We start from the raw sequence: 26,803 nt of genomic DNA, 5'->3' as shown, positions 1-26,803 counted from the left end.
GGGTTCAGTTTTTCAAAAGAGGCAGCTCTTACTCGGCTGCGTCCACCTTGATCACGCCGCGGCGGATCTGGTCTTCTTCAATGGACTCAAACAGGGCGCGGAAGTTGCCTTCACCAAAGCCCTCGTCGCCCTTGCGCTGGATGAACTCGAAGAAGATCGGCCCGATGACCGTCTTGGAGAAGATCTGCAGCAGGATCTTTGTCATGCCGCCATTCACCACCCCTTCCCCGTCGATCAGGATGCCGTGCTTGCGCATCCGGTCGAGCGGCTCGTCATGGCCGTGTACGCGCTCCTTTGACATCTCGTAGTAAGTGTCCGGCGGGCCCGGCATGAATTTCAGCTCATTCGCCGCCAGCTTGTCCGTGCAGTCGTAGATATTGTCGCAACCGACCGCGATGTGCTGGATGCCTTCGCCCTTGTATTTGCGAAGATATTCCTCGATCTGGCTGGTGTCGTCCTTCGACTCGTTCAGCGGAATGCGGATCTTGCCACAGGGGGACGTGATCGCGCGGCTGACAAGGCCCGTAATCCGGCCATCAATGTCGAAGAAGTGGATCTGGGAAAAGCCGAACAGGTCGCGGTAGAAGTCCCACCACTTGTCCATGTTGCCGCGATAGACATTGTGGGTCAGGTGGTCGAGATAGTAGAAGCCAACACCTTCCGGCTGCGGGTTGACCGCCTCCAGCCAGTTGAATTCGGCCTCATAGGCAGAGCCCTTTGCGCCGTAGGTGTCGATGAAATAGAGCAGCGATCCGCCGATACCGACAATGGCCGGTACCTCCAGTGTCTTGTCAGTGCCTTCATAGGGCGTTGCGCCCTTGGCAACGGCGTGGTCGAAGGCGTGCTTTGCATCGACAACGCGCCAGGCCATGGACGGGGCGCACGGGCCGTGCTGGTCGACGAATTTCATGCCAAAGGAGCTGGGTTCAGCATTCAGCACATAAGTCACATCGCCCTGACGATAGAGGGTGATTTCCTTGGTCTTGTGCTTTGCGACGGGAACAAAGCCCATCTTACGGAACAGGGTGTCCAGCTTCTCCGGTTCCGGGTGAGAGAACTCGACAAACTCGAAGCCGTCGGTGCCAGCCGGGTTTTCGTCGGAGATTTGCGCCGGTGGCGCATCGTGCGGAAACGGACCCATGAACTTCCTCCTGAAAGAATTTGGTCAAGAATGAAACCAATCGGGCGCAATGTGTGTGCAAAGCATGGGAAATCCCGTATATTGATGCACTGAAATGAATAATATTGCGAGATTGATGCACAATGATTGCGCTGGATGGCTTTGACATGAAGATCCTGGGCGCCTTGCAGGAAAATGCTGCGCTCACCAATCAGGAAGTGTCCGAGCGGATCGGCTTGTCCGCAAGCCAGATTTCCAGACGGCGGCAAAAGCTGGAAAATGACGGCGTCATCCGCAGATACAGGGCCGCCCTTGACCCGGAAGCGCTGGGCCTGACGGTAACGGCGTTCGTCGGCGTTACGCTGGGTGCTCATAGCCGCGAAAATGCACGCAAGTTCCGCAACATGGTGACCGCGATGCCGGAAGTGCAGGAAGCCCATACCTTGACCGGTGACGTTGATTATCTGCTGAAAATCGTCGTCCGGGATCTGAAGGCGCTGTCCCGCATCATCAACGATGAACTCCTGCCGCAAGAGGCGGTACAGAATGTGCGCTCTTCCATCGCCATGGAAACGCTGAAGGACGACAATTTTCTGCCTCTCGGCGATAATTTGTAACCCGGACCTGCTGAAAACTTGCGGTCCCTGCCCTGATCCCCCATGTGTAGAGCCGGAACGAAGCTTGACCCTGAAAAAGGGCATATCGGGAGCCAGAGCAGAATGTTTGATGCAAAATCCTTGCTGGATCAGTTTTTGGGAAGCCAGGGCGGTGGCCGCTCTGGCGGGCGCGGGCAATCCGGCGACCTTCTTGCGCAAGGCAAGGATTTTCTGTCGTCCCAAAAGGGCGGATTGGCTCTGGGCAGTCTCGCGGGCCTGATGCTCGGCACCAAAACCGGTCGCAAGATCGGCTCCAAGGCGGTTACCTATGGTGGTCTGGCCCTTGTCGCGGGTCTCGCTTACAAGGCCTATCAGGGGTATCAGGCCAATCAGCAGGGACAGCCGCGTCCGTCCTATCCGTCAAATGAGCCGATCCCGATCGAGGCCCCGCGCGATACGGCGTTTGACCCGGCCCGTCAGCCGGGCGGCGAAAACCAGTTTGCCATCAACCTGCTTGTCGCAATGATTTCCGCTGCCAAGGCAGACGGTCATATCGATGCCGAGGAACAAGGCCGCATCTTTGACAAGATCGGCGAAGCCGGACTCGACAGCGAAGCCAAGGCTTTCCTAATGGATGAACTGCGCGCACCGCTTGATCTGGACAAGGTTGTGGCCAGTGCCTCCTGCCCGGAAACAGCCGCCGAAATCTACGCGGCCTCCCGATTGGCAATTGATCCGGATCACCCGGCGGAAAAGGCCTATCTGCAGATGCTGGCAGCCCGCTTGCAGCTCGATCCGGCGCTCGTGGATGAGATTGAAATGGCCGTACGCGAGGCGGAACTCGCCGGATAAACGACGCTCGCAAATCGGGTGTCGCTCGTACGCCCTCAAGCTTAGGTCTGGTCTCCACCAACAGGAGACCAGACACATGTCCTTTCGGTTTATCCCGCTCGCCGCTGCGGATTTCAGCTATCTGAATGGTTTGTCATTCGCCGAACTTGCCGCCCGTGCCGTCGACATTCACATTTCCGACGGTAAATGCCCCTGCCGAGTAAGCCTGCAAGACGCGCCTGCCGGTGAGCGGGTGTTTCTCGTCAATCATGAGCATCAATCGGCGCACTCTCCCTACCGTTCCCGCCATGCGATCTATGTCCGCGAAAACGCGCAAGAGGCAACTGTGGCACCGGGCGTTGTTCCGGCGATGATTGCCGAGCGCCTTCTCTCGGTGCGTGCCTTCAACACGCAGGGACGCATTGTGGAGGCGGATGTTGTGGATGGCAGCGTCGTGGATGCTGAAATTATCCGTCAGTTCGCCAATCCGGATGCTGACTATCTCCATGTTCATTTCGCCCGTCCGGGATGTTTTGCAGCCCGGGTGGAGCGAAGCTGACACCTTGCAAGTGACCTTGCGGGTAATATGCCGGACTTGACCGTTTGCCCGCCGCATGCCTCCATCAGCCAAAATGACATTGGAGGAACCATGCAGGATCTCGGAACCTGGGATTATGTGATTGTTGGCGCAGGGTCTGCCGGATGTGTGCTGGCCAACCGGCTGTCGGAAGACCCGGACGTGAAGGTCCTGCTCCTGGAGGCGGGCAAGGACGACAATTACATCTGGGTCCATATTCCCGTCGGTTATCTCTATTGCATGGGTAATCCGCGAACCGATTGGGGGTTCAAGACCGCACCTGATCCGGGCCTCAATGGTCGCTCCCTCATGTATCCGCGCGGCAAGGTCCTGGGTGGATGCTCATCCATCAACGGTATGATCTACATGCGTGGTCAGGCCCGCGACTATGACGGCTGGCGACAGATGGGCCTGCCCGGATGGGGCTGGGACGATGTGTTGCCCTATTTCAGAAAATCCGAAGATCACTACGCCTGGAACGATGAGCTGCACGGGCAGGGCGGTGGCCTGAGGGTGGAGGAACAGCGACTTTCCTGGGATATTCTCGATGCCTTCCGCGAGGCCTGCGCCGAAGTGGGTATCCCGAAGGTCAAGGATTTCAACAGCGGTGACAATCTCGGCTCGTCCTATTTTCAGGTAACCCAGCGCTCCGGTGTCCGGGTCAATGCGGCCAAGGCGTTTCTGCGCCCGGCCATGAAGCGCCCGAACCTGAAGGTGATCACAGAGGCGCATGCCTCGCGGATTGTGGTGAACGAAGGTCGGGCCACGGCTCTCGAGCTGGACGTGAAGGGCGTGCCGTCACGGGTGGCGATTGATGGGGAGCTGGTGCTTGCTGCCGGTGCCATTGGCTCGCCGCAACTTTTGGAGCTTTCCGGCATCGGCGATCCCGAAGTTTTGAGCGCTGCAGGTGTCGATGTCGTCAGGGAGGCCCGGCAAGTCGGTGCCAATCTGCAGGATCACCTGCAATTGCGCACCATCTTCAAGGTGTCTGGTGCCAAGACTTTGAACCAGATGGCAAACAGCTGGATCGGCAAGGCGAAAATCGGTCTAGTATACATGCTCACAAGGTCCGGCCCGATGTCCATGGCGCCAAGCCAGCTAGGCGTATTTGCCAAGAGCGATCCATCCTTCGAAACAGCGAATGTCGAATTCCACGTGCAGCCCCTGTCGCTGGACAAGTTTGGCGATCCCTTGCACGATTTTCCGGCAATCACGGCCAGCATCTGCAATCTGCGGCCGGAAAGTCGAGGCCACTGCCACATCACATCGCCCGACAAGGCGGTGCAGCCGGAAATCCTCGCGAACTACCTGTCCACCGAGGGAGACCGGAAGGTCGCAGCCGATTCCATCCGTCTGACAAGACGGATCATGGCGGCGAGCCCCTTGGCCGGGCATACGCCTGAAGAATATCTGCCGGGAGCCAATCTGGTGTCCGATGAGGAACTGGCACAGGCTGCGGGGACCATCGGAACAACGATTTTCCATCCCGTGGGCACCTGCCGGATGGGCTCTGATCCCGATTCCGTGGTCGATGAAAGATTGCGCCTGCGCAGCGTTGCAGGCATCCGCATCGCCGATGCCTCGATCATGCCGACCATCACGTCCGGCAACACGAACGCTCCGGCGATCATGATCGGGGAGAAGGGGGCGGACATGATCCGTGCCGACAGGAAGGCTCGGAGCGCCGCCTGAGTGCGGCAGAGGTGGAAACTGCAGTAAGGGTTGGGCTGGTGAGACACCGGATCAGATCGCGGGCGAGAATGGGGCTGGCATCGCTTGCGATGTGCCTGAGCCTTGCCGTGATCTGGCTGACCGGTGTGGTCAGTCTCCGTTTTTTCCTGAACGAGGTCGAAACCCGCAGCCTTGCGACCCTCGAGGTCCAGTCAGCCGTTCTGGAAAAGCTGCTCGACAAGTTTCGCCTGATGGCGCCGTTGATGGCGCGCAGTCCTGATGTCTATCAAACGTTGGTCACCAAGGACCCGATATTGGGACGACAGGTGGCTGCTATCGCGGCGGGCATGGGCGGTGCGCAGGAAGTCTGGTTTCTGGATGATGCGGGAAAACTCGTCGCCTCCAGCCTGGAAAATGCCAAGGAAAGAACCGAGCCGGACCTGCATGCGGTGCCAACAGCGTTTCGGCAGGCCGTTCAGGGGCAGCTGGGGCGCGAGCTGTTGATCGGTTCACCTGTAAATACGTCCAGCTATGTCTTTGCGTCGGGCGTTCGAAGTGGCAACAGGTTTGCCGGGGCGCTCGCCATCAAGGTCGACCTGCAGGATGTGGAGCAGGCCTGGGCCCTGTCCAAGGATCCGATCGTCGCCATGGAGGAGGGCGGGCGCGTTGCCGTTACCAACGTCCGTGACTGGCGCGGCCTCGTCTATTCATCCGTTCAGAACGAGAAGGTGCTGACGTCTGACCCCGGATTGCTTGGGTTGACCGCCGCACTTCCCGGTGTGACGGGAGCGCCGAAATATCTCGACCTCCCGAGCCGGTTGCAGGCGCTGGGCTGGGATGTGCACGTGCTTGCTGATATCGGGGAAGCACGGCAGCAATCCGGCAGGGCCATGATCATTGCGCTGCTTCTTTGCGTGATCCTCTGGGGGCTGTTGGGGATTGCCATTTACCGGCGCGATGAACTGTCCCGCCGGTTCCGCCGGGACCGGATCGAGGCAGTGCGACTGGAGCGCAGGGTTCGCTCGCGCACGGCGGAATTGCGCAAGGCAAACACCCTTTTGGAGCAGGAGGTTCGTGATCGTCTGCAGGCCGAAGAGGATTTGCGGCGGACGCAGGCCGAGCTCGTTCAGGCGGCCAAGCTCGCAACGCTTGGTCAAATGTCCGCAGCCCTCAGTCACGAATACAATCAGCCGCTTGCGGCCATCCGATCCGACGCCGAGATCGCCGATATGCTGATCGAACGGGGACGTGCCGAGGAAGCCCGGTCCAACCTGTCTAAAATCCAGAAGATGGTCGCCCGGATGGCGGAAATCGCCCGAACCCTCAAAGGCTTCACCCGAAAATCAGGCACCGGCGTCAACCCTGTGTCCCTCAATCAGGTGATCGACGAGGCGCTGCTGATGGTCCGCCCGCAGCTCAAGCAGCGCGATATTCTTCTGGAAACGGACCTTCCAGAGGGAGCGGTTATTGTCAAAGGCGGGCGCATTCGTCTTGAACAGGTTCTGGTCAACCTGTTGTCGAATGCATCCGATGCCTTGATGGATGTCGGCAAGCCGAAGATTGATCTCGGTCTGTCCCGCCACGAGGGCATGGCGATCCTGACGGTCGCCGACAACGGGTCGGGGCTTGATCCGGAAGTGCTGCCGCACATCTTTGATCCGTTCTTCACGACAAAAGACGTCGGGGAGGGGTTGGGGCTGGGCCTGTCGATCACCTATAAGATCATCCACGATTTCGGCGGGTCCATTACCGTTCGAAACCGGGAAACCGGCGGGGCGGAGTTTGTCATCCAGCTCCCGCTGGCCGATAGCGAAACACTGGCAGCGGAATAATCGACCCATGGATCAGGCATGCGTTTTGCTCGTCGACGATGAGGAGGACCTCAGGCAATCCCTCAAGCAGGGACTTGAACTGACGGGTCAGGACGTCATCGAAACGGCGGATTCGGCCTATGCCCTGGAACAGATCACGCGTCAGTTCTACGGCGTTCTGGTCACCGATATCCGCATGCCGGGGCAGGACGGGTTTGCGGTGATGCGCAAGGCCTTCGAGATCGATCCGGCTCTTCCCGTGGTCCTGATAACCGGTCATGGGGACGTGCCGCTTGCTGTGGAAGCCATGCGGGCGGGGGCCTATGACTTTCTGGAAAAGCCCTTCTCCGTTGCAAGCCTTGCGTCTGTCATCGAGCGCGCGCTCGAAAAGCGGCGTCTCGTTCTGGAAAACCGGAAGCTGCGCGAGGAACTTGCAGATCGCACGGGACTGGAAGGCCGTCTCGTGGGGCGCACACCCGCGATGGAACAGCTTCGCCGTATCGTGACTGCGCTCGCCTCCACCGATGCAGATGTCCTGATCCTCGGTGAAACAGGGTCTGGCAAGGAGGTGGTCGCCCGCGCGCTGCATGACGAAGGCCCACGCCGCGACAAACCGTTCGTTGCGCTCAATTGCGGCGCACTCCCGGCAGAAATCATTGAATCCGAGCTGTTCGGCCATGAAAAGGGGGCCTTCACCGGGGCGAGCGGGCAGCGAATCGGCAAGCTTGAACACGCTCATGGCGGCACGGTTTTCCTGGATGAAATCGAGTCCATGCCGCTCGAGCTGCAGGTCAAGCTCCTGCGGGTCATCGAAATGCGGATGATCGAGCGTCTGGGGTCCAACAAGCAGATCGATCTGGATGTCCGTTTTATCGCGGCCACCAAGGAGGATCTGGAACAGGCCGGCAAGGAGGGTCGGTTCCGGCTTGACCTGTTTTACCGGCTGAACGTGATCACCGTTGAAATTCCGCCATTGCGCGAACGTCTGGAGGACATTCCGCTCCTGTTCCAGCATCTGGCCGTGGAGGCACGCGCCCGCTACCGGCGGGAAATTCCGGATATCAGCAATGCCTATCTCGCCGATCTGATGACCCGGTCCTGGCCCGGCAATGTGCGTGAGTTGCGCAATGTCGCTGACCGCTTCGTGCTGGGGTTGGAGACCACGCCTCAGGAAGATCCGGATGCCGGATCCAGCCTGTTTCAGCAGGTGGCAGCCTATGAGCGCACGCTGATCGACGCGGAGCTGAAAAGGAACAACGGCTCCATCAAGCAGACCTATGAGACACTCGGCCTGTCGAGAAAGGCGCTTTACGAGAAGATGCGGAAATACGGTCTGGGCAAGGAAATCATCTGAGCGCCCGAAAAATCCAGAACCGATGTCACACGGGAAACAGCTCACTCGTCAACCATTTGACAGCAGATGCTGCAAACAGGAACGAGAGACAATTCATGACGATTTCGACGATTGCATACGACAAGGCCATTCCAGCCGTGCTTCAGTCCTTTATGGCAGCGCATGGCAAGATCTGTTCAGCTGATCTGGCGCCGACATTGAGACATCTCATCGAGCTGCGCGCCTCCCAGATCAATCGCTGCGCCTTTTGCGTGGACATGCATATTAATGCTGCCCTCAAGGACGGGGAACAACAGTCCCGCTTGAACCGCCTTGTTGTTTGGCGGCAGGTTGATGATTTTTCGGCAGCTGAAAAGGCGGCTCTGGCATGGGTCGAGGCATTGACGGTTCTGGAGACTGCAACCGATTATGATGATCTCAGACAGGATCTGCGCGAGCATTATTCCGACAGCGAAATCGCATCCATAACGGCAGCCGTTTCCATGATCAATTTGTGGAACCGCATGCAGGTTTCCAATCACTGAGAGCGCCGCATGCCAACAAAGCAAAGCATCTTCGAAAAGGCACGGCCAGGACTGATGGGTTTGGCCTATCGAATGCTGGGTAGTGTGGCAGATGCCGAAGACGCCGTGCAGGACACATATGTGAGATGGGCGGGGGCGGAAATCGCCCATCTCGACAAGCCTGAGGCGTGGCTGACCAGGGTCTGCACAAATCGCTGTCTGGATCTCTTGAAGGCCAGCCACAAGAAGCGGGTGGACTATGTCGGCCAATGGATCCCGGAACCCCTGCAAACAATCACCGCAGACACTCCGGAAAGCGACCTTGAGAGGTCGCAGTCCCTGACAACGGCCTTCTTGCTGGTGCTTGAGCGCCTGACCCCAAAGGAGCGCGCGGCATTTCTACTGCGGGAGATTTTCGGCAACTCCTATGGCGATATCGCGCTGGCCCTTGGCCTCAGTCAGGAGTCCTGCCGTCAACTTGTTGCGCGTGCAAAACAGCATGTCCAAAACGGCGGGGCCAGAAATATACCCAGCCGGCAGGAGCAATCCCAATTTCTGGATGCCTTCCGCACGGCGCTTGAAACCGGTTCGGTCGCCCGCATGGAACATCTCCTGTCCAGCTCGGTCAGGTATGTTTCTGACGGCGGAGGCAAGGCGACGGCCCTGAAGAGGGTTCTGGAAGGGCGGGATCAGGTCGCCAGATACCTCGTCAACATCATGGGCCGTCTGTGGCAGGACAGGGAGACCGAAATTCTGGAGCTGAACGGCATCCGCGGGTTCGCTGTGGCCGAGAACGGGCGGATCGAAACGACTGTATCTTTCGGTTTCGATGAAGCGGGCAAGGCGGATGCCGTATACCTGATCCGAAATCCGGACAAGCTGGGCCACATTGCCTCGGCATTCGCCCACAGCCCGATCGACGGGTCGCTGACCTGCTGAGGGTTGCAAGTGTGATGTGTCGGTTTCGACCCATTTCAGGGAATTTCTGGGTGGAGTCCGACACACATATTGGCGAAATCGACCATGGAGGTTTTGGTCCTTTGATCTCCCGGAGTTATTTTTCGTTAAGAATCAACGAGTGATTCAAATTGGCACAAGGCTTGCGATAAAGGGCGCGAGAGCAACTTTGCTGTCCGGCTGGCAAATCAGCCGCGTGTCATATGTCTGGGAGGACATCCATGAAAAAGTTTGTAATGGCTGCAGCAACTGCAGCATCCCTCGTGTTCGCCGGCTCTGCCAACGCAACTGAAGCCTGTGATGACGGCGAAATCGTCATCAAGTTCAGCCACGTTGTTGCGGCAACGGGTCACCCGAAAGGCGATGCTGCCACGCTGCTGTCCGAGCGCGTCAACAAGGAGATGGACGGCAAGGCCTGCATGCAGGTGTTCCCGAACTCTCAGCTGTTTGACGACGACAAGGTGATGGAAGCTCTGCTTCTCGGCGACGTTCAGCTTGCTGCTCCGTCCCTTTCCAAGTTCGAAGCCTACACCCTCAAGTTCCGCCTGTTCGATCTGCCGTTCCTGTTCCAGGACCTGAACGCGGTTGAGCGCTTCACCACGGGTGCAGACGGCAAGGCGCTTCTCGGCTCCATGACCGAATACGGTTTCCAGGGTCTCGGCTACTGGAGCTCCGGCCTGAAGCAGTTCTCTGCCAACAAGCCGCTTCTCGTACCGAGCGATGCAAATGGCCTGAAGTTCCGCGTACAGACCTCTGACGTTGCGGTTGCCATGATCGAAGCCATGGGCGGCAATGCTCAAAAGCTTGCCTTCAAGGAAGTGTATGGCGCCCTGCAGACCGGCGTTGTGGATGGTCAGGAAAACTCCTGGTCCAACATCTACACCCAGAAGTTCTTTGAAGTTCAGGACGGCATCTCTGAAACCAACCACCAGCTCCTGGCCTATCTGCTCGTGACTTCCGACGAGTGGCTGAACAGCCTCGATGCAGATGTGCGTGACCAGTTCCTGACCATTGTCGAGGAAGTCACCGCGACTGCAAACGGCAATGTTGCCGCTCAGGAAGCCAAGAACCGCCAGAACATTCTGGATGCAGGTGCCACCATCCGCGAGCTGAACGCAGAACAGCGTGCAGCATGGATCGGGGCAATGAAGCCGGTTTGGGAAAAGTTTGAAGGCGATATCGGCAAGGACCTCATTGAGGCAGCCGTTGCTTCCAACGCCACAAACTGATCAATCCGCAAAGGGTTGACCGGAAGAGCCTGGGTTACGGCTCAGGCTCTTCCTCTTTCTGAATTGGAACAGGCACGGCGGTTCGGCACACACTGCCCATTGACCCTGCCCTCCAACTTCCAAAGCCGGGCGTTGGCATCTGCTTGCCCGGACCTGTCGCAGACATGGGGATGGAGCACGCTCTGCGAAGCCAGCTCCGCACGAGAAGCTCCAGTTTCGGGGGAAACGCATGCAACGCGTAGACAATTGGGTCACGCGCTTTGAGGAAGGCGTCCTTGCCTTGCTCCTGGCGGCGATGACCATCGTATCCTTTACTCAGGTGGTTGCCAGATACGGCTTCAATTCCGGCTGGACCGGCGCCCTTGAATTCACCCGCATCCTGTTTGCCTGGCTGATCCTCTTCGGGATGAGCTACGGCGTGAAAATGGGATCACACCTTGGCGTTGACGCTGTCATTCGCCTGTTCCCGAAACCGCTCTTCCGCGCTGTTGCCGTTTTTGGCGCCCTATGCGGCGTTGTCTATGCGCTTACGCTTCTTTGGTCGGAGTGGCTCCACATTTTCGGCCTGAACACGAGGGGCGGGGCAATCGACTACTGGATGAAGATGTACAAGATCGGCATCGGTCTTGATGACCTTCGCTACCCGGACATCGTCATCGAGACATTTGGCACCAAGGAGCGGGTCCAGCGCTGGATCGCGTATCTGATCCTGCCGATCGGCTTGGCGTTGTTCCTGTTCCGATGCGTCCAGGCCTGCTGGCAGATCATCACCGGCGAACGCGAAATGATGATCGCGGCACACGAGGCGGAAGAACTCGTCGCCGAAAACAAAGACATCCTGAAAGATTGAGGCGGGGCAAATGGAAGCTGCAATTCTCTTCATCCTCGTCCTCGGATTTCTGTTCCTGGGCGTCCCGATTGCCATCGCGCTGGGCCTTTCCAGTGTCCTGGCCATCGCCATCTTCTCCAATGACTCGATTTCCTCGGTCGCTCTCCAGCTGTTCACGGCGTCGCAAAACTATACGCTGCTTGCGATCCCGTTCTTCATTCTGGCATCCGCCTTCATGTCGACCGGTGGGGTCGCCCGGCGCATCATCCGTTTTGCCATTGCCTGCGTTGGCCACTTTCGCGGCGGGCTCGCCATTGCGGCGGTGTTTTCCTGCATGCTCTTTGCGGCTCTCTCCGGTTCATCCCCGGCAACGGTTGTCGCCATCGGCACCATCGCGATCGCCGGCATGCGTCAGGTGGGCTACACCAAGGAATTCGCTGCTGGTGTCATCGCCAATGCGGGTACACTGGGCATCCTGATCCCGCCCTCCATCGTGATGGTGGTGTATTCGGCGGCAACGGACGTTTCAGTCGGACGCATGTTCCTCGCCGGTGTCATTCCGGGCCTTGTGGCCGGATTGATGCTGATGATCGCCATATATGTGAATGCCCGCATCAAGAACATGCCCCGCCAGCCCTTTGCCGGTGTTGCGGAAATCTTGGGTGCAGCGGGTGAGGCAGGTTTCGGGCTGCTCCTCATCGTGATCATTCTGGGTGGTATCTACGGCGGCATCTTCACGCCGACGGAAGCGGCAGCTGTCGCTGCGGTCTACTCGTTCCTGATCGCGATTTTCATCTACCGCGACATGGGCCCGCTCAAGGGTGTGCCGATGCGCAAGGAAGGCGAAAACCTCCCGGCGGCCATCTTCCGGAACATCTGGCTCACCATCGTCTACTTCTTCCCGGCCTGTTTCCATGCCGAGACGAAGAAGGTGCTGACGGATGCTGCGAAGACCACGATCATGCTGATGTTCATCATCGTGAACGCGCTGCTCTTCGCTCACGTCCTGACATCCGAGCGCATTCCGCAGGCTATCACCGACTGGATGCTTGGAGCTGGGTTCAACTGGTTCACCTTCCTGATCGCGGTCAACCTGCTGCTTCTGCTTGGCGGCCAGTTCATGGAACCGTCCGGTCTTCTCCTGATTGTGGCTCCTGTTGTCTTTCCGATCGCAATGGAGCTTGGCGTCGACCCGATCCATCTCGGCATCATCATGGTGGTGAACATGGAAATCGGCATGATCACGCCGCCAATCGGGTTGAACCTCTTCGTGACATCGGGGATCACGGGCATGAGTCTGGTTCAGGTGGTGCGAGCGGCGGCGCCGTTCGTGCTGATCCTGTTCCTCTTCCTGATCCTCGTAACCTATGTTCCGGCACTCTCCACATGGCTTCCCTATTCGCTCATGGGGCCGGAAATCGTCACGCGCTAAAGCATTTCCAGGCGAAGTGGATACCGGTTCGCCGTCAGGAAATGCGCCAAGACAGAAATTTAGAGCACAAACCACACAACAACAGGTCGGGGTCTTTACCCCGGCCTTTTCTATTGCGCCGGAAAACCAATTGATTCAAAAAGGCATTTTGAAAATCAGGAGTTTGATGTGAGCGTTTCGATCCATGCCGAGATACCGAGTGTCGACACCTATCTGGACCTGCGCAAAGCAGGGGGAATGGGGTCTTACTCTGCAGAGGCAGCCCGCGTCGGATTGCCCAACTCGCTCTATTCGGTTGTTCTGAAAGAAGGGGGCAGACCCGTTGGCATGGGCCGACTTGTGGGGGATGGAGGTTGTTTTGTGCAGGTAACGGACATCGTTGTTCGGCCGGAATGTCAGGGCAGGGGATATGCACGCATGATCCTGGAAGACCTGATGGGTTGGATAGAGAAAAACGTGCCTGATACGGCCTATGTGAACTTGTTGGCCGATGTTCCCGCCAACAGGATCTATGAGAAATTCGGCTTCCGGGAAACAGCCCCCAAAACCGTCGGCATGGCAAAACGCAACGGCTCATAGGGGTGGAATCCAAAACGTAGCCTCAAAGGTCCGGCATTGGCCCAACATAAACCGATGACGGGCGAATGAGTTTGCCCGTGCGCTTTTGTTCGGCGGTATGGGCGCACCAGCCAGCGACCCGGCCCATTGCAAAGAGCGGTGTAAACAGGGTTCGATCTATTCCGAGCGCATCCAGAAGAACGGCAGTGTAGAATTCTACATTCGTGTCAATTTGCCTGTTTGGCTTGGCGGCTTTAAGTCCACGCAAGGCCGCCTCTTCCACGGCTTCCGCAAGTATGAGCCGCTCGGTTTTCGCGAGTGCTCTGAGCCCGGATTTCAAGACATCTGCACGCGGGTCCCGGGTTCGATAGATCCTGTGCCCGAAGCCCATCAACCGGTGCCCCCCGGATAATCTTTCGCTGATCCATTTTTCTGCGTTGTCCGGAGATCCGACCGCATCCAGCATGTCCAGTACCGGTCCCGGGGCGCCGCCATGAAGCGGACCGGACAAGGCCCCCAAAGCCGCCAAGACTGCATATTTAACATCGGCGCGTGTGGAGGCGACGACCCGTGCGGTAAATGTGGAGGCGTTCAACCCGTGATCCAGGATCGTCACCAGATACCGGTTCAGTCCGTCAATCGCCCATTGCTCGGGCTTCGCACCGGTCATCATGCGCAAAAAGTCAGCTGCGGTAGAGAGTGAAGGATCTGGTTTCACCGGGTCCTGGCCGCTGGCTATCCGTGCTGCAGCGGAAACCAGAACGGGAAATGCGCCCGTGATTTGAATGCTTTCCGGCATGTCAGGAGTTATCGGCAGCGCTGCCAGGCCAAGAGCTAGTCGGTCCATCCGGGACAGCGGTTCCTGCCGACACGACAACAGTGTCGGGACAACGGAAAAGGCGCTTTGACGCGCCTTCCCGAATACCGGCTGGAGTGATGGTTCCGCGCGGTCTTCATCGACTTGGCCTGCCCACAAATGCGCAACTGCATCTTCAAAGCACATTTCGCCAGCAAGGTCTTCAACAGGCACTCCTTTGACGATGAGCCTACCTTTCGTGCCGTCTATATGGCTGAGCTGCGTATGCGCCACAACAATTCCCTCCAGACCATCTGTTTGATCCGGGGCGAGCGACGAAGGCTTTGGGGCATGGGTCATGATTAGTCCTTTCCTTTGGCCCCATCACTTCATGTGCAATTTACATAATCAATATTGATTGATATCATCAATGCATGTCTGAACCTGTCTATCTGTCTGCCAGAGAAGCGGCTGCCGAGTTGGGTGTGCAGCCAGCAACGCTCTATGCCTATGTTAGCCGCGGCTTGATCCGTTCCGTTCCCGGTCCGGGCAAGCAGAAGCGCTATGATGCATCGGATGTGCGCCAGCTCTTGCTGCGCAAGGCGGATGATGGGCCATCTGAAAGCGGGCGGGGTCTTACAGGCGAAGCGGTGTTGAGCACACGGCTCACAATGATTTCGGACGAGGCCGGACCGGTTTATCGCGGCCAGCTGGCAACCAACCTTGCCCGGTCGTCCTCGCTTGAAACCGTCGCGACCCTTCTATGGGACTGTTCCAGCGATCCGTTTCAGGAGCCTGCTCCGGGACCCGCCCCTGAACTGCCGGAAGGTCTGGATCCGCTCAACCGGTTGATCATGGCGCTGGGCGCCTGGCCGCTGCAGGACCGTGCGGCCTATACCTTGTCTCCCAACCTGCTCCCCAAAAAAGGCGCGGCTCTGCTGCGCTACGCGACATCTGTGCTCTTGGCCGAAGCACCGGATACAGCGCCGATCCACAGCCAGCTGGCTCGCCATTGGGGCGTGAGCGGCCAGCAGACGGCAGTGCTCAGGGCTGCACTGATCCTCTCCGCCGATCATGAACTGAACACCAGTACCTTTTCCGTTCGATGCGCCGCCTCGACCCGGGCACCGCTCTACGCCGCTCTTCTGACAGGGCTCGGCGCCTTTTCAGGCCCCCGTCATGGAGCATCTTCGGACCGGGTGATTTCCTGGATGTCGGAAATCACGGGACCTGACGATATCGAACCGAAGCTTTCCGCCCGCCTTGCCCGCGGGGAGGCGTTGCCGGGATTTGGTCACAGGATCTACAAGGGGCGGGATCCGAGGGCGGATTGCCTCTTGGGTGTCCTCAGCGACAGCGCGCCGCAAAATGCTTTGGTGACCATGCTGCCCGAGATCATTTCCACTGCCGAAAGCCTTTACGGCGATCCGCCAAACATTGATTTTGCTCTGTCTGCGACCCAACTCGCTCTTGGCCTGCCACGGCACGCGGCAAAAATCCTGTTTTGCACGGGTCGGATCGTCGGATGGATCGCCCATGCGCTGGAGCAATATGCGGCGCCCGACCAGATCCGCCCGCGCGCCACCTATGTCGGAGAACGCCCAGGCTGATCTGGTGGATCAGATGGATCAGATGGATCAGATGGATCAGATGGAGATGCCCTCGTCCTCGATATAGCTGCGCACAATGGCCTCAAAACTCTCATCAGGGGCAAAGCCAAGGGAAAGGGCGCGGCTGGCGTCAAATTGCCGGGGCCAGGCAGCAACGATCTGTTCCACCAACGGGTCCGCGACGCGCTTGATCAGTTTGATGCGGGCTTCGCCGCCGATTTTACGCAAGATGTCGAGTTCTTCGGCGACAGAGACCGCAAGGCCGGGCAAGGTCACAGCCCGCCCGCCTGTCATATCGGCCGTATCGAGGCTCGCTGCATGCAGGAAAAAGCTAACCGCCGCGCGCGGGCTGGCCATCCAGTGCAGGGTGTCATCGGCTACGGGCAGCACGGCCTCCTGACCATTCAAAGGTTCCCGAATGATGCCGGAGAAGAAACCGGACGCGGCCTTGTTCGGTTTGCCGGGACGCACCACGATGGTCGGAAGGCGCAGGGCAATGCCATCGACAAAGCCCTTTCGGCTGTAGTCGCTCAGCAGCAATTCGCAGATGGCCTTCTGCGTGCCATAGGAGGTTTGCGGTGTCAGGTGGAACGTATCCGGGATCGGGGCGGGAAGCGGAGCGCCGAATACTGCGATCGATGAGGCAAAGATGAGCTTGGGGCAGTAGCTCGCGTCCTGCCGAATGGCTTCCAGAAGGTTCAAGGTGCCATCAAGGTTGATACGATAGCCCTTTTCGAAGTCGGTTTCTGCTTCGCCCGAGACGATGGCGGCCAGATGAAAGATGATGTCTGGTCGATTGGCAAGAAGCCGGGCAGCTTCACCGGGGGCAGAAACATCTGCTGCTTCAGTCAGGACACGGCAGGGCGTATCCAACGGTGCGGACGGTTCGAAAACATCGACCAGATGCAAGTGGCGAACTTCCTGTCCGTTCAGGACAGGGCTGGAAGCCAGTTTCGTTGCCAGCTTGCGACCGATCATGCCGCCAGCGCCGATAATGAGAACGTTCATGGAGACACCGATTTTCCCGAAAAATGCTCGTTTCGGAGCGTATGGGGAAAATCGGATGTCCCACAAGGGCATTCAGGCGGCAAGAAGAAGTGCTCAGCCTTCCAGCTGACCGGATTTGCGACCTTTGAGATAGGAGTCGAACTCCTTGAAGCCGACAGCCTCGCCGAAGGCGGCGAATGTCCCGCCATCCACGATGCTCTCGGCCGCAGCTACAAAGGCCCCATAGGCCACGCGGGCGAGGCCTGCGCCAATGGATATCCGGGCAACACCGAGTTCCGCCAGTTCCTTGCGCGTGTAATTGAAATGGCGCCGACCGGCGAGAAGGTTCAGCGGTTTGTCGATCTCGCCAAGGACAGTCTTGATATCATCTATCCGCAGAAGGTCCGGGGCATAAAGGCAATCTGCCCCGACTGCCGAATAGGCCTGAAGGCGCTTGATTGCTTCCGCAAGATCTTCCGGTGTCTGGATAGGTGCTTCACTGCGTGCGGTCAGAACGAAGTCCGGCGCGATCCGGTTCTTCGTTTCAACCGCCGCTGCAATCCGTTCCACCGAGTGTTCCAGCGAATAATAGGGATTGTCGGGATCCTGCGAGTAGTCCTCGATAGAGCAGCCGGCAAGGCCGGCCTCAATGGCCCCCTCAATTGTATCTGCAACATCATTCGGGGAATCCCCGAAGCCGTTTTCCAGATCCCCGTTCACTGGAAGCGTCGTTGCATTGACGATTTCCGCTGCATGCAAGAGAGCCATCTCACGGGTGATGAAGCCTTCTGCATCCCGGTAACCGAGTGAAAAGGCATGGCCTGCACTTGTTGTTGCAAGGCAGTCGAAGCCTAGGCCTTCGAGAATCTGGGCGGTGCCGATGCCAAAGGGATTGGGCATCAGGAATGCGTTCGCATCGTTGTGCATTTCGCGAAACCGGGCACGTCGCTGTTCAATCGTAGACATGGATTGCTCCTGCTCATCATGGTTTGTAGCACTCAGGCCGGGTCAAACCGAATCTGCTTCCTTAAAATTGGCATCGTAACAATTAAACGTAAATCCTTGTTAGAATGAATATTCCGCCTTTTAACAACTGCTTTCACGGAAGCAGAACTCCCACCTAGGTCTGTCTTGAGTAAAGTCACTAGGGTTATTTATTTTTTTGACTGGGCCTGTCGTGCGGATAGCAACTGCGTTCTTTGGGTGAAATACTAATCAACAACAAGGGATTTCCGCGCTTCGATCAGCCCGGGTCCAATCGGACCCTGTCAAACGCAGGGGAGGTGCGTAATGTCATTTCTTTCGGGATTGTTCGGTGGCGGGTCGGATTCGGCCGGTGCCAAGTATGGCGGCGTGAAAATTCACCCGCAGGTCGATAACGGTTTTCCTGCAGCTCAGCCTGGCTTCAATGGGGGGACGCTGACCTGTCATTGCAGCTCCAATCCCGTAAAAGTCCGGGTCGCTGCGCAAAGCGCCCACAATCATGTGTGCGGTTGCACCAAGTGCTGGAAGCCCAATGGCGCTGTTTTCAGCCAGATCGCAGTTGTTTCCAAGGAAGCCGTATCCGTTCTGGAAAACGCGGACAAGCTGGAGATCGTGAACCCGGCAGCACCCATCCAGCGCTATGCATGCAAAGACTGCGGCGTTCACATGTATGGCCGGATCGAAAACACCGAGCATCCTCTGTTCGGTCTCGATTTCATCCATACGGAACTGTCTTCGGATGCCGGGTGGTCTCCACCGGAATTCGCCGCCTTTGTCTCGTCGATCATTGAATCGGGGTATCCGCCGTCAGGCATGGATGGAATTCGTGGCCGTCTGCGGGAACTGGGTCTGGAGCCTTATGATGCGCTGTCTCCGCCCATCATGGACCTGATTGCGACCCATACCGCAAAGAAGTCGGGTGTTTTGGCTGCCTGAGGGCGGGCAATCTCCATGGCGAATCGGATGCACCGGCAGGTTGCCGGTGCGCCTTCCAATCGGTCATTTGGTCAGCGCGGATCCGTTCCGGTACACAGGGACTGCTCCTTACAGGCAAGAGCCAGTTCCGAAACCAGAAGCCGCGCGAGACCACCCTTGGGCGCATTCGATGGCCACTCGACATAGGCTTCGAGTCTGTCGACCTGCCAGTCCGGCAGCACGACGACCATCCGACCAGCGGCGATATCGGCAGCCGCGAGAAAATCCGGAACAAATGCTATGCCAGCCCCGGCCTGAGCAAGGCGATAGAGCGCAAAGGCGTCATTGACGGCAAGGCGATTTCCCGGCTGGACGAGGATGTCAGGTTCCCCTTGTTTTCTCAGCACGGTTTTGACGGATTGCACCGGTATCAGTTCGATCCAGTTTGTGGAATTCAGATCATGCGGGTGCAGGATCGGGTCAATATCAGAAAGATATTGGCGCGAAGCGATCAGACTGCGATTGGTGGTGAAGAGGACCTGCCGGTTCGGTGCACGTTTGCGATTGGGGCTCATCCGGATGGCCAGATCATAGCCTTTCTCGATCAGGTTGAACCTTTCATCCGAGAAATTCAGTTCGATATGGACCTTGGGGTAACGGGCCCTGAACGAGACCAGCATCTCGATCACACGCGACTGGGACAACAGGGACGGCAACGTGATGCGCAGTCGACCCGAAGGGGTAACAGATTGCCCGCGAATGTCGTCCAATCCGGCTTCCACGGCTGAAAGCATCTCATGGGCGGAAGCAAGCAGTCTTTCGCCGTCCCGGGTCAGCGTCAGCCTCCGCGTCGACCGGTAAATGAGCGCAACACCGAGCTTTTCTTCAAGTTGAGAGACGTGATGGCTAATCACCGATGGAGACAGGCGGAGTTCTGTCGCGGCAGCCCGAAAGGAGCCGTGATCGACGGCCTTTGCAAATATGGCAATCTGGCGCAACTCATCAAACAATGTTCGACCTCATCGAATAGTCAAATCTATTTAGACGATATACTCGAATTTTGGAAGGTCATCCATATTCGGAGAGGCCCCAATGACAGGGCGCTCAAAAACCGACGGATTGGATGGAACATGACCAGACTCAAAATCATGCTTGCTGCAAGCGCGCTTACATTTGCTGCGCTTTCCGGAAACGCCCTTGCCGATGACCGTGACACGGTTCAGGTGTTTTATGACTACCTCAGCAACCCCGGGTCCAAAGCCCATGCAGATGCATTCCTGAAAGTCACAACTGCGGACTGGCAGAGCATTGGCGACTATTCCGGACAAACAAAGTCGAAGGAAAAGCTGGTTGGTCAGCTTTCGGGATTCGCGAAGCTGATCCCGGACCTGAAATGGGAAGTTCAGGACATGTATCAGGACGGCAATACGATTGTCGTACGTGGTCGGGCTACGGGAACGCCGGTCGGTCCGCTTTTTGGAGTCGATGGCGAAGGACGAAGCTTCGACATCATGTCGATCGATATCCACGAGTTGAAAGACGGCGCGATTGTCAAAACGTACCATGTCGAAGACTGGGCGACCGCACTTCGCCAATTGGGCGGTGCAGGCAAGTAACTGCGGCGGATATATCAGCTGCGCCTCGACCCCAAATGAAAAAAGGCACCGGAGGATTTCCGGTGCCTTTTATGTCTGCAGAGCGGGAGCGATACTGGATCAGACGATGCTGCCGAGCTTCATGGCAACGCTCATGTCACCGTCAACCTTCAGCTTGCCGCCCATGAAGGCTGCGGTCGGGTTGAGGTCGCCATTGAGCATGTCGCCAAGGTCGTCGGCAGACATGGTGATGGTGCAATCGGCATCATTGTTTTCGTTCGAAACGCTGGCGCCCTGAATGAAGATCTGGCCAACGTCGCCAAGGTCAAACTTGACGCTTTCATCGATCCCGCCGCCTGATACCTTACCGCGAATGGTCTCAGTGAGTTGCTCAAGGGACATCTTCAATCTCTCCATCTCTAACGTGGACGCTTCATGTTGGCACCATGAAGCATGCCGTTTACGTAACCGTCAAGGAAAAACGGTGGCCTTTCCGCGTTCGTGCCTGCCTTAGTGATTGTTGCGCGGCAGGCCCTTCGTGTGGGCAATATCCTGATACTTGACGGCCGGTTTCAGCACCATGCCCTTGTCGAACTGATCGACCATGGAGCGCTGGATTTCCTGCCAGGGGGTCTGGTGCGGAGCGTAGGCGAAGCCGCCTTCCGCTTCCAGCTTGGCCCGGCGCGCGGAAAGCTCCTCATCGGAAATCAGGATATTGGCAGATCCCTTGCGCAGGTCGATACGCACACGGTCACCGGTCTGGATCAGCGCCAGTCCGCCCATCGCCGCAGCTTCCGGGGCTGCGTTCAGGATCGAGGGAGAGCCAGACGTTCCCGATTGCCGTCCGTCGCCAATGCAGGGCAGTTCGGTAATGCCCTTCTTGATGAGCGCAGCAGGCGGTTGCATGTTCACCACCTCTGCGCCGCCGGGATAGCCGATCGGGCCGGTTCCGCGGATGAAGAGCATGCAGTTTTCGTCGATCTGCAATGCCGGATCATCGATTCGGTGGTGATAGTCTTCCGGCCCCTCAAACACGATTGCACGGCCTTCAAACGCTTCCGGATCGTCCGGATTGGAGAGGTAGCGCTTGCGGAAGCTCTCCGAGATCACGCTGGTCTTCATGATCGCACTGTAGAAGAGATTGCCCTTCAGATTGATGAACCCGGCGTTCTGTTTCATGGGGTGAGCAAACGGCTTGATCACTTCCGGCAGGTCCGTTGTGACGGACTGGCAGTTCTCGCCAATGGACTTGCCATTGACGGTCAGCGCACCGGGATGTGGCAGTTTGCCATTGCGGATCAGCTCGCCGGCAACGGCGGGAACACCGCCAGCGTGGAAATAGTCCTCGCCGAGATATTCGCCAGCTGGCTGAAGATTGACCAGAAGCGGGATCTCGTGGCCGACCGCCTGCCAGTCATCATTGGTCAGTTCAATTCCAAGATGGCGAGCGATGCCGTTCAGATGGATTGGAGCATTGGTCGATCCCCCGATTGCGGAATTCACCACAATGGCGTTTTCGAAGGCCTCGCGGGTCATGATGTCGCTTGGCTTGATGTCCTCCAGCGCCAGTTCGACAATCCGCTTGCCGGTCTCATAGGCCACCTGGCTGCGCTCGCGATAGGGCGCGGGAATGGCAGCGGCGCCGGGCAGCTGCATTCCAAGTGCTTCGGCGAGGGAATTCATGGTCGTCGCCGTTCCCATCGTGTTGCAATAGCCGACCGACGGGGCGGCCGAGGCCACCATGTCCATGAAGCCTGTATAGTCGATTTCCCCGGCCGCCATCATCTGGCGGGCCTTCCAGACGATCGTGCCCGAGCCGGTGCGCTCACCCTTGTGCCAACCGTTCAGCATGGGGCCGACAGAAAGCGCAATCGCCGGAATGTTCACGGTTGCCGCCGCCATCAGGCACGCTGGTGTCGTCTTGTCACAGCCAATGGTCAGTACCACCCCGTCGAGCGGGTAGCCGAAAAGCAGCTCAACGAGGCCCAGATAAGCAAGGTTCCGGTCAAGGGCAGCCGTTGGGCGTTTGCCGGTTTCCTGAATCGGGTGGACAGGAAACTCGAAACAAATGCCACCTGCTTCACGGATACCCTCGCGAACCCGCTTGGCCAGTTCGATATGGTGGCGGTTGCAGGGAGACAGGTCGGAGCCGGTTTGGGCAATACCGATGATCGGCTTCCCGGACTGCAATTCTTCGCGGGTCAGCCCGAAATTCAGATAGCGTTCGATGTAAAGCGCCGTCATGCCGGGGTCGTCCGGATTGTTGAACCATGCAGTGGAACGAAGTTGCGGCACCTTTTTCGAAGCCATGAAAGTTCTCCCTCGGGCGATCCCACGCCGATATGTTTTGGAAACGATGATCGGCCTTGTTACAGATCGTGAAGGGCGCCTTTACGATCTGGTTGCTTTCGTTACGGTATGTTGGTTCGACGGAGTTAATTTGATCAAAGTCATTTCTGCAAGTGCAGATAGGATGAAGTTGATCAGTCAGGGATCACAAACGCGACCGGCGGGACGCACCAGGAGAAAGTCTGCCACATGTCCATCATGATAACCGGCGGTGCCGGTTATATCGGTTCGCATTGCTGTGTCACGTTTCTGGAAGCCGGGCATGATGTGGTTGTTCTGGACAACCTGTCCAATGCGAGCCCGGAAAGCCTTGATCGCGTCTCCCGGATTACCGGCGCCAAAGTATCCTTTGTCGAGGGTGATATTCGGGACGGAAGCCGCGTTGCGGATGCATTGAAGGCGCATGGCTGCACAGCCGTCGTCCATTTCGCCGGGTTGAAGGTCGTCGGTGATTCGCTGAATGATCCGCTTGGCTACTACGACGTCAATGTAACCGGGACACTTGCGCTCGTGGCCGCCATGAAGGCCTGCGATGTCCACACTCTGATTTTCTCATCATCTGCAAATGTCTATGGCAATCCGGAAGAGCTGCCTTTGAAGGAAAGCCACAGGATCGCGCCGATGAGCCCCTATGGCGAAACGAAACATGTCGTCGAACAGATCCTCGGGGATCTGGTTGTCAGCGATCCTCGCTGGCAGGTGGCCGCACTTAGATATTTCAATCCGGTCGGGGCCCACGAGACAGGCATGATCGGGGAAAACCCGCTCGGAACGCCAACCAATCTGATGCCGATCATCACACAGGTTGCCACCGGTGTTCGCCCGGCTCTGCAGGTCTTTGGATCGGATTATGATACGCCGGATGGCACCGGCATTCGCGATTTCATCCACGTCATGGATCTGGCCGAGGGACATCTGGCGGCCTACCGCCATCTGGTTTCGCGAGAAGAGGGCGAAGGTCTGGTCATCGCCAATTTGGGAACCGGGCGCGGCTATAGCGTGCTGGAACTGGTTCGCGCCTTCGAGCATGTCTCCAATCGGTCCATACCGCTGGAAATGGCCCCGCGGCGGGCAGGCGATATCGAGATTTCCTATGCTGACCCGACATATGCCCGGCAAGTGCTCGGCTGGTCGGCGCAGCGCGATCTGACAGCCATGTGCCACGATACCTGGAACTGGGTTTGCAAGAACCCGAAAGGCTTTGCAGCGTAGAGCGTTTTCAGGCGTAGTGGATACCGGTTCGCCGTCAGCAAACGCGACAAGCCAACTATCTGGAGCATGTCGGGCGATTGAGTGAATGCGTGACGTGCTCGAAAGAAAAAACCCGGAGCAAAGCCCCGGGTTTGTCGATTTCTTCCAACATGATGAACTCAAGCTGGCGTTTCGACACTGTCCTGCAGGTTTGCGCGTGACAGAAGCTCCATCGAAGGCATCAGGTTCAGGAGCTGCTTTGTGTACGGGTGCTGCGGGTTTTCGAACAGCGCATCGCAGTCTGCCACCTCGCACAGTTCCCCGTTCCTCATCACGCCGATGCGGTTACACATCTGCCGGATGACGGCCAGATCGTGACTGATGAACAGCATGGTCAGGCCCAGTTCTTCCTGAAGGTCCTTCAAAAGGTTCAGGATCTGCGCCTGAATGGACACATCCAGCGCCGATGTCGGCTCATCGCAGATCAGGAAGCGCGGACGGGTCGCAAGCGCGCGGGCAATCGAGATACGCTGGCGCTGGCCGCCGGAGAACTCATGCGGGAACTTGTCACCGGCGGCGACACCAAGGCCGACATGGTCGAGTAGGTCGTCGACAATCTGGCGCACTTCCGAATTGGAGGACGCCAGTTTGTGGAACTTGATCGGCTCGGCAATGATCGTGCGCACCCGCATGCGGGCATTGAGCGACGAATAGGGATCCTGGAAGATCATCTGCATCTGGCGCCGCATGGCCAGAACCTTCTTCGGATCCTTCAGGGACGTCAGTTCCGTTCCGGCAAAGTCGATCGAACCGCCGGAAGGGTGGTAGAGCCCCGTAATGACGCGGGCAATCGTCGACTTGCCCGATCCGCTCTCGCCCACGATCCCGAGTGTTTCACCCTCGTGAATATCGAAACTGACCTTCTTGACCGCGCTGAAGTATTTCCGGCGGGACGGGAAGATAGAGCCCTTGGTCTCAAACCGCATGTCGAGGTCGCGGATCTTGACCAATGCCCCGTCCGGCTTGGCGTAGTCTCGCGCCTTGCCCAGCCAGTGGGTCGAAATATCGATATGGCGGGTGGGAGTGCCGGCTTCCTCGATGTAGTTGACCACCGGGAACCGTTTCACCCGGATATCAGGACGCGGCACGGCTGAAATCAGGCTCTGGGTATAGGGGTGCTGGGGACGGCCCAGTACCTGATCGGTTTCGCCATATTCAACCAGCTTGCCGCGATACATCACCGCCACATGGTCGGTGATGTCGGCAATCACACCCATGTCGTGGGTGATGACCAGCATGGAGACGTTTCGTTCCACGCAGAGCTTCTTCATCAGCTCCAGGATCTGCGCCTGAATGGAGACGTCCAGCGCGGTCGTGGGTTCGTCGGCAATCACCACTTCCGGCTCGGCGCACAGCGCAAGCGCGATGACCACGCGCTGACGCATGCCGCCCGAAAACTGGTGCGGATACTGCTTGATCCGCTCTGCCGGGTCAGGAATGCCAACGGAGTCGAGCAGCTCAATGGCACGTGCTGTTGCCTGCGATGCGGACATCGGCAAGTGGGTGCGGATGGTCTCGACCAGTTGGCTTTCAATGGTCTGGAGCGGATCTAGCGAGGTCAGCGGATCCTGAAAGATCATGCCAACCCTGCGGCCGCGCAACGCGCGCATCTTCTTTTCGGACAGGCCGTCAATCCGCTCGCCATGGAGACGGACTTCGCCTTCGGCAATGCGGCCCGGCTCCTGCAGCAGGCCGATCACGGCATTGCCGACAGTTGATTTGCCCGCACCACTTTCACCGACGACGCCAAGGATCTTGCCTGCCTCGACTTGCAGGTTGACCCCTTGAACCGCCACAAAAGTGGACTTGCGGCCCGGAAATTCAACCTTCAGGTTTTGAATGTCTAGAACGCTCATGGGATCACCGCAGCTTCGGATTGAGGGCGTCGCGAAGCCAGTCGCCCAGAAGGTTGACGTTGAGAACCAGCAGCGCCAGTGCGAGACCCGGGAAGATCGCAATCCACCACTCGCCGGAATAAAGGAAGTCGTTTCCGATGGCGATCAGTGTCCCGAGAGACGGCTGGGTGGGGGGCATGCCGACACCGAGGAACGACAGGGTCGCTTCGGTCACGATGGCCAGAGCCAGATTGATAGTCGCGATGACTAGCACCGGGCCGGTCACGTTCGGCAGGATGTGGCGCAGCATGATGATCGGCGCAGGAATGCCGATGACCCGGGCTGCCTGAACGTATTCCTTGTTCTTCTCCACCATGGTCGAGCCGCGAACGGTTCGGGCATACTGAACCCAGAAGGAGAGGGCCAGCGAGAAGATCAGGATGTAGAAGGAGAACACCTCCCGGTCGAGTGCGCCAAAGATGCCGCGTGTCGCCCCATCGATGAGAAGGGCAATGAGGATCGCCGGGAAGGTCAGCTGGATGTCTGCAATACGCATGATGATCGCATCCGTCCGCCCGCCCACATAGCCGGCCACGAGCCCGAGCGTGATACCCAGAATCGCTGCGGCAATGACCGAGCAGAAGCCGACGATCAGCGAGATGCGCATGCCGTAGAATATGCCGGACAGAAGGTCGCGACCCTGATCATCCGTTCCAAGCAGGAAGCGTGGATCGGCATATTCCATCCAGACCGGTGGAACGCGGGCGTCCATGATCGAGATGGTGGACAGGTCAAACGGGTCATGCGGGGCAATCCAGGGTGCCAGGAACGCCAGCAGGAACAGGATGATCGTGCCGAGTGCGGCGACCACCGTGACCTTTGACTTCAGGAAGGAATGAAAGATGTCGCTGTCGAGCGCGCGGGCAAGCGCGCCCTTGGACGGCGTATCGGCCGGGTTTGCAAAGACGGGAACCTCAGCCTTGGCCTCTTCGTTGGTAACGTTTGGCATGTTG

General features: G+C 58.1%; 25 protein-coding genes. 16 read left to right on the top strand and 9 right to left on the bottom strand.

Going from position 1 to position 26,803, the window contains the following annotated elements:
* Positions 1 to 28: 28 nt before the first annotated feature.
* Positions 29 to 1,141: a 4-hydroxyphenylpyruvate dioxygenase gene (gene hppD, locus F0155_RS19925; RefSeq protein WP_150526323.1), complete on the bottom strand. Its 1,113-nt coding sequence runs from the start codon at positions 1,139 to 1,141 to the stop codon at positions 29 to 31.
* Between the two features lie 122 nt (positions 1,142 to 1,263).
* Here hppD and F0155_RS19920 point away from each other — a divergent pair, with 122 nt between their 5' ends.
* From F0155_RS19920 to F0155_RS19865, 12 genes are all read left to right on the top strand, one after another.
* On the top strand, positions 1,264 to 1,737 hold the full coding sequence (locus tag F0155_RS19920) for an Lrp/AsnC family transcriptional regulator (protein ID WP_150526322.1): 474 nt from the start codon (positions 1,264 to 1,266) through the stop codon (positions 1,735 to 1,737).
* Between the two features lie 102 nt (positions 1,738 to 1,839).
* Positions 1,840 to 2,568 carry a tellurite resistance TerB family protein gene (locus tag F0155_RS19915; RefSeq protein WP_150526321.1) on the top strand — a complete coding sequence of 243 codons (729 nt, stop codon included), beginning with the start codon at positions 1,840 to 1,842 and terminating at the stop codon, positions 2,566 to 2,568.
* A 76-nt stretch (positions 2,569 to 2,644) separates the two neighbouring features.
* On the top strand, positions 2,645 to 3,106 hold the full coding sequence (locus F0155_RS19910) for a DUF1203 domain-containing protein (RefSeq protein WP_150526320.1): 462 nt from the start codon (positions 2,645 to 2,647) through the stop codon (positions 3,104 to 3,106).
* A gap of 90 nt (positions 3,107 to 3,196) precedes the next feature.
* A complete protein-coding gene (locus F0155_RS19905) occupies positions 3,197 to 4,816 on the top strand; it encodes a GMC family oxidoreductase (protein WP_150526319.1) in 1,620 nt (539 codons plus the stop codon).
* A 68-nt stretch (positions 4,817 to 4,884) separates the two neighbouring features.
* The gene (locus F0155_RS19900) at positions 4,885 to 6,627 is read left to right on the top strand and encodes a sensor histidine kinase (RefSeq protein ID WP_150526318.1); all 1,743 of its coding nucleotides are present in this window, start codon (positions 4,885 to 4,887) and stop codon (positions 6,625 to 6,627) included.
* A 7-nt stretch (positions 6,628 to 6,634) separates the two neighbouring features.
* Complete coding sequence (locus tag F0155_RS19895) at positions 6,635 to 7,960, top strand: sigma-54-dependent transcriptional regulator (protein ID WP_150526317.1); 1,326 nt, start codon at positions 6,635 to 6,637, stop codon at positions 7,958 to 7,960.
* Positions 7,961 to 8,055: 95 nt separating this feature from the next.
* Positions 8,056 to 8,484, top strand: coding sequence for a carboxymuconolactone decarboxylase family protein (locus F0155_RS19890; protein ID WP_150526316.1), 429 nt, complete (start codon positions 8,056 to 8,058; stop codon positions 8,482 to 8,484).
* 9 nt (positions 8,485 to 8,493) lie between these two features.
* A complete protein-coding gene (sigJ, locus tag F0155_RS19885; RefSeq protein ID WP_150526315.1) occupies positions 8,494 to 9,402 on the top strand; it encodes an RNA polymerase sigma factor SigJ in 909 nt (302 codons plus the stop codon).
* A gap of 239 nt (positions 9,403 to 9,641) precedes the next feature.
* Positions 9,642 to 10,649: a DctP family TRAP transporter solute-binding subunit gene (locus tag F0155_RS19880; protein WP_150526314.1), complete on the top strand. Its 1,008-nt coding sequence runs from the start codon at positions 9,642 to 9,644 to the stop codon at positions 10,647 to 10,649.
* 229 nt (positions 10,650 to 10,878) lie between these two features.
* Positions 10,879 to 11,499 (top strand): TRAP transporter small permease, encoded by a 621-nt coding sequence (locus tag F0155_RS19875; protein ID WP_150526313.1) that lies wholly within the window; start codon positions 10,879 to 10,881, stop codon positions 11,497 to 11,499.
* A 10-nt stretch (positions 11,500 to 11,509) separates the two neighbouring features.
* Complete coding sequence (locus F0155_RS19870; RefSeq protein WP_150526312.1) at positions 11,510 to 12,910, top strand: TRAP transporter large permease; 1,401 nt, start codon at positions 11,510 to 11,512, stop codon at positions 12,908 to 12,910.
* Between the two features lie 168 nt (positions 12,911 to 13,078).
* Positions 13,079 to 13,489 carry a GNAT family N-acetyltransferase gene (locus F0155_RS19865; RefSeq protein ID WP_244303553.1) on the top strand — a complete coding sequence of 137 codons (411 nt, stop codon included), beginning with the start codon at positions 13,079 to 13,081 and terminating at the stop codon, positions 13,487 to 13,489.
* A 22-nt stretch (positions 13,490 to 13,511) separates the two neighbouring features.
* Here the strand turns inward: F0155_RS19865 and F0155_RS19860 are convergent, their stop codons facing one another.
* Positions 13,512 to 14,624, bottom strand: coding sequence for a citrate synthase/methylcitrate synthase (locus F0155_RS19860; RefSeq protein ID WP_150526311.1), 1,113 nt, complete (start codon positions 14,622 to 14,624; stop codon positions 13,512 to 13,514).
* 74 nt (positions 14,625 to 14,698) lie between these two features.
* Between F0155_RS19860 and F0155_RS19855 the strand changes: the two genes are divergently transcribed.
* On the top strand, positions 14,699 to 15,874 hold the full coding sequence (locus tag F0155_RS19855; protein ID WP_150526310.1) for a citrate/2-methylcitrate synthase: 1,176 nt from the start codon (positions 14,699 to 14,701) through the stop codon (positions 15,872 to 15,874).
* Positions 15,875 to 15,910: 36 nt separating this feature from the next.
* On the opposite strand, the gene denD is transcribed toward F0155_RS19855, so the two are convergent.
* Both denD and F0155_RS19845 read right to left on the bottom strand, forming a co-directional pair.
* Complete coding sequence (denD, locus tag F0155_RS19850; protein WP_150526309.1) at positions 15,911 to 16,882, bottom strand: D-erythronate dehydrogenase; 972 nt, start codon at positions 16,880 to 16,882, stop codon at positions 15,911 to 15,913.
* Between the two features lie 93 nt (positions 16,883 to 16,975).
* Entirely contained in the window at positions 16,976 to 17,827 is an 852-nt protein-coding gene (locus F0155_RS19845; protein WP_150526308.1) for an isocitrate lyase/PEP mutase family protein, read from the bottom strand.
* A gap of 324 nt (positions 17,828 to 18,151) precedes the next feature.
* Here F0155_RS19845 and gfa point away from each other — a divergent pair, with 324 nt between their 5' ends.
* On the top strand, positions 18,152 to 18,781 hold the full coding sequence (gene gfa, locus F0155_RS19840; RefSeq protein WP_150526307.1) for an S-(hydroxymethyl)glutathione synthase: 630 nt from the start codon (positions 18,152 to 18,154) through the stop codon (positions 18,779 to 18,781).
* A gap of 71 nt (positions 18,782 to 18,852) precedes the next feature.
* Here the strand turns inward: gfa and F0155_RS19835 are convergent, their stop codons facing one another.
* The gene (locus tag F0155_RS19835; protein WP_150526306.1) at positions 18,853 to 19,770 is read right to left on the bottom strand and encodes a LysR family transcriptional regulator; all 918 of its coding nucleotides are present in this window, start codon (positions 19,768 to 19,770) and stop codon (positions 18,853 to 18,855) included.
* Positions 19,771 to 19,890: 120 nt separating this feature from the next.
* On the opposite strand from F0155_RS19835, the gene F0155_RS19830 reads away from it, so the two are divergent.
* Positions 19,891 to 20,376 (top strand): ester cyclase, encoded by a 486-nt coding sequence (locus F0155_RS19830; protein ID WP_150526305.1) that lies wholly within the window; start codon positions 19,891 to 19,893, stop codon positions 20,374 to 20,376.
* A 99-nt stretch (positions 20,377 to 20,475) separates the two neighbouring features.
* Here F0155_RS19830 and F0155_RS19825 read toward each other — a convergent pair whose 3' ends face one another.
* Together F0155_RS19825 and F0155_RS19820 are read right to left on the bottom strand one after the other, a co-directional pair.
* Entirely contained in the window at positions 20,476 to 20,757 is a 282-nt protein-coding gene (locus F0155_RS19825) for an SCP2 sterol-binding domain-containing protein (protein ID WP_150526304.1), read from the bottom strand.
* Positions 20,758 to 20,865: 108 nt separating this feature from the next.
* Positions 20,866 to 22,665, bottom strand: a complete 1,800-nt coding sequence (locus tag F0155_RS19820; RefSeq protein ID WP_150526303.1) for an IlvD/Edd family dehydratase — start codon at positions 22,663 to 22,665, stop codon at positions 20,866 to 20,868.
* 228 nt (positions 22,666 to 22,893) lie between these two features.
* Between F0155_RS19820 and galE the strand changes: the two genes are divergently transcribed.
* Positions 22,894 to 23,916 carry a UDP-glucose 4-epimerase GalE gene (gene galE / locus F0155_RS19815; protein ID WP_150526302.1) on the top strand — a complete coding sequence of 341 codons (1,023 nt, stop codon included), beginning with the start codon at positions 22,894 to 22,896 and terminating at the stop codon, positions 23,914 to 23,916.
* Positions 23,917 to 24,074: 158 nt separating this feature from the next.
* Here galE and F0155_RS19810 read toward each other — a convergent pair whose 3' ends face one another.
* Both F0155_RS19810 and F0155_RS19805 read right to left on the bottom strand, forming a co-directional pair.
* Positions 24,075 to 25,811: an ABC transporter ATP-binding protein gene (locus F0155_RS19810; RefSeq protein ID WP_150526301.1), complete on the bottom strand. Its 1,737-nt coding sequence runs from the start codon at positions 25,809 to 25,811 to the stop codon at positions 24,075 to 24,077.
* 4 nt (positions 25,812 to 25,815) lie between these two features.
* Entirely contained in the window at positions 25,816 to 26,799 is a 984-nt protein-coding gene (locus F0155_RS19805; RefSeq protein WP_150526300.1) for an ABC transporter permease, read from the bottom strand.
* Between the last annotated feature and the right edge of the window lie 4 nt (positions 26,800 to 26,803).

The organism is Roseibium sediminis (assembly GCF_008711325.1).
Classification (GTDB): Bacteria; Pseudomonadota; Alphaproteobacteria; order Rhizobiales; family Stappiaceae; genus Roseibium; species Roseibium sediminis.
This window is presented reverse-complemented; position numbering and strand designations above follow the sequence as displayed.